This is a genomic window from Planosporangium thailandense (genome assembly GCF_011947195.1).
In the GTDB taxonomy this organism is placed as follows: domain Bacteria; phylum Actinomycetota; class Actinomycetes; order Mycobacteriales; family Micromonosporaceae; genus Planosporangium; species Planosporangium thailandense.
Genome location: NZ_JAATVY010000064.1, coordinates 1 through 3,257 on the forward strand (window position 1 = coordinate 1; position 3,257 = coordinate 3,257).

The 3,257-nt window shown below is 72.4% G+C and carries 2 protein-coding genes; both read left to right on the forward strand.

Annotated elements, in window-relative coordinates; all coding sequences use genetic code 11:
- A partial coding sequence (locus HC031_RS32090) for a non-ribosomal peptide synthetase (protein ID WP_167929217.1) occupies positions 1–1,840 on the forward strand: 1,840 nt, incomplete at its 5' end.
- 13 nt (positions 1,841–1,853) lie between these two features.
- Positions 1,854–3,257: condensation domain-containing protein (locus tag HC031_RS32095; RefSeq protein WP_240943295.1), on the forward strand; the 1,404-nt coding region annotated here is incomplete at its 3' end.

Genomic DNA, 3,257 nt, shown 5'->3' on the forward strand with positions numbered 1-3,257 from the left:
CGTGACACCCGCGACCCTGCCGGAGCTCTTCGAGGCCCAGGTGGCGCGTACCCCGGACGCGCCCGCGCTGGTGTCCGGGGACACGGACCTGAGCTTCGCCGACGTCGACGCGTGGGCCAACCGGCTGGCGCGATTCCTCATCGACCTGGGGGTGGGGCCCGAGCGGCCGGTCGGGCTGGTCCTTTCCCGCTCCGTGGAGCTGGTGGTGGCCGAGCTGGCGGTGACCAAGGCGGGTGGCGCGTTCGTACCGGTGGACCCGGAGTATCCCGCCGACCGGATCCGGTTCATGCTGGCCGACAGCCGGCCGGCGGTGGTACTGACCGCCCGCGCGCTCGCCTCGCGGGTACCGCCGGTGGACGGGGTGCGCGTGGTCGCGCTCGACGAACCGGGCGTGCTGGCGGCGGTCGCGGCGCTGCCGTACACGGCGGTGACGGACGAGGATCGGCTCGCGCCACTGGGCGTGGATCACACGGCGTACGTGATCTATACGTCGGGCTCGACCGGCCGGCCGAAGGGCGTGGTGGTCACGCACCGGGGCCTGGCGAGCTTCGCGGCGGCGGAGACCGAGCGGTACCAGGTGGGCGCCGGGGACCGGGTGCTGGCGTTCTCGTCGCCGAGCTTCGACGCGTCCGTGCTGGAGCTGTGCGCGGCGCTCCCGTCGGGCGCGGCTTTGGTGGTGCCGCCGGCCGGGCCGCTGCTGGGCGAGCACCTCGTGAAGGTGCTCGACGAGTACCGCGTGACGCACGCCCTGATCCCGCCGGCCGCGTTGGCCACGGTCGACCCGAGTGTGGCCGAGGGCGGCCTGCCGGACTTCCGGACCGTGATCGTGGGTGGCGACGCGTGCGGCGCCGACCTGGTGGACCGGTGGGCGCCGGGCCGACGCATGATCAACTCGTACGGGCCGACGGAGGCGACGGTCGTGGCCACCTGGAGCCGCCCGCTCGCGGCCGGCTCCGGAGTGCCGCCGATCGGGGAGCCGATCCTGAACACCCGGGCGTACGTGCTCGATGACCGGCTGCGCCCGGTGCCGGCGGGAGTGGCCGGCGAGCTGTACGTGGCCGGGATCGGGCTGGCCCGTGGCTACCTGGACCGCCCGGGGTTGACCGCGGCGCGGTTCGTCGCGAATCCGTACGATGCGCCGGGGGAGCGGATGTACCGCACCGGGGACGTGGTGCGCTGGCGCGCCGACGGCCAGCTGGAGTTCCTGGGCCGGGCCGACGACCAGGTCAAGATCCGGGGCTTCCGGATCGAGCCGGGCGAGATCGGATCCGTACTGCACGAGCATCCCGGTGTCGCCGAGGCGGTGGTGGTCGCCCGCGAGGACCAGCCCGGTACGAAACGTCTGGTCGCCTACCTCGTGCCGGCCGACGAGGGAATCGACGAGGGAATCGATACCGCAGCGGTCCGGGCGTTCCTCGTGAGCCGGTTGCCGGCATACATGGTGCCGCAGGCGTACGTGGTGCTCGACGCGCTGCCGCTCAGCCCCAACGGCAAGCTCGACCGGCGGGCCCTGCCCGCCCCCGACCCGGCAACCGCCGGCGACGTGGGCCGCTACGAGCCCCCGCGTACCGACACCGAACGCGCGCTCGCCGGCATCTGGGCGGACGTCCTCGAATGCGACCGGGTCGGCATCCACGACAACTTCTTTGACCTCGGCGGCGACTCGGTCCGCAGCCTGCACATCGCTTCCCGGATCAAGGATGCCTTCGACATCGGTCTCACGCCGCGCGAGGTCCTGGTCACGCGCACCGTATCCGCGCTGGCGGAGCTGGTCGAAGAGAAGATCCTCCGCGAACTCGAACGCGTTGCCTTCGGTGACGGCAACCGCGACGACCTGTAGAAGGAGCAGACGCATGCCGTCATCCAGGGACAGCCGTATCTCCGCCCTCCCCGCTCACCTTCAGCAACAGCTGCGGCAACGGCTCGCGGGGCGGGCCGAGCGGTCCGACCGCATCCCGCGCGCCGACCGTGACCGTTCCGGCCCACTGCCGCTGTCGTTCGCCCAACAGCGCCTCTGGTTCCTCAACGAGCTCCGGCCCGGCGACGCGGAGTACAACAGCGCCTTGGCGGTGCGCCTCGTCGGCAAGCTGGACGCGACCGCACTCCGGACCGCGCTGACGGCGCTCGCCGGCCGTCACGAGTCGCTGCGCACCACGTTCGACGACGTCGACGGCAAGGGCATCCAGGTCGTCCACTCCGCCGGTGACGTGCCGCTGCGGCGGGAGGACGTGCCTGACCCGAAGGGCCAGGGCAGGGACGCGCTCGACCGGCTGCTGTTCGAGGAGTACGCCCGACCGTTCGATCTCCGCCGGGGACCGCTCATCCGGGCGCTGCTGGCCCGCCTGGCCGCCGACGAGCACGTGCTGCTGCTCACCGCGCACCACATCGTCACCGACGGTTGGTCGATGGGGGTCCTCGCCGACGAGTTGAGCGCCCTGTACGGCGCGGCTGTGCGCGGCGAGGACGCGGCGCTGCCGGCCCCGCCGCTGCAGTACGCGGACTTCGCGGTGTGGCAGCGTGAGCGGCTGTCCGGCCCGGCGATGGACGAGCACCTGGGGTACTGGCGGGGACAGCTCGCGGGGCTGACGCCCCTCGAGCTGCCGACGGACCGTCCCCGCCCCGCCGTCCGTACCTCGGCCGGCGCCGTGCACGAGTTCACGATCCCGGACGAGGTCACCGCCCGGCTCGGCGACCTGGCGCGCGACACGGAGACGACGCTTTTCACGGTGCTGGTCGCGGCGTGCCAGGTGTTGTTCGCCCGGTACTCCGGCCAGGACGATATCGCCGTCGGTACGGTGGTGTCCGGGCGCAGCCGGCCCGAGCTGGACCGGGTCGTCGGCTTCTTCGTCAACACCGTCGTCCTTCGCTCTCATGTGGACGGCACGCGGTCGTTCCGCGAGGTGCTCGCGGGCGTGAAGGACACCGTGCTGGACGCGTTCGACCACGACGAGGTTCCCTTCGAACGGCTCGTCGACGACCTGCAACCCGAGCGCGATCCCAGCCGGAACCCGTTGTTCGACGTCATGGTGCTGCTGCAGAACGGCCAGCGCGGGGCGACCACGTTCACCGGCCTCCAGGTCGAACCCGTGAGCGTGGAGCGGGCGGCCTCGAACTTCGACCTGACCGTGGAGTTCCAGGAGTCCGACGGTGTGCTGGCCGGCGCTCTGGAGTACAGCACGGAGGTGTTCGACGCGGCCACGATGCGGCGGCTGGCCGACCACCTCGCGGTCCTGCTCGCCGGGCTGGTCGCCGACCCG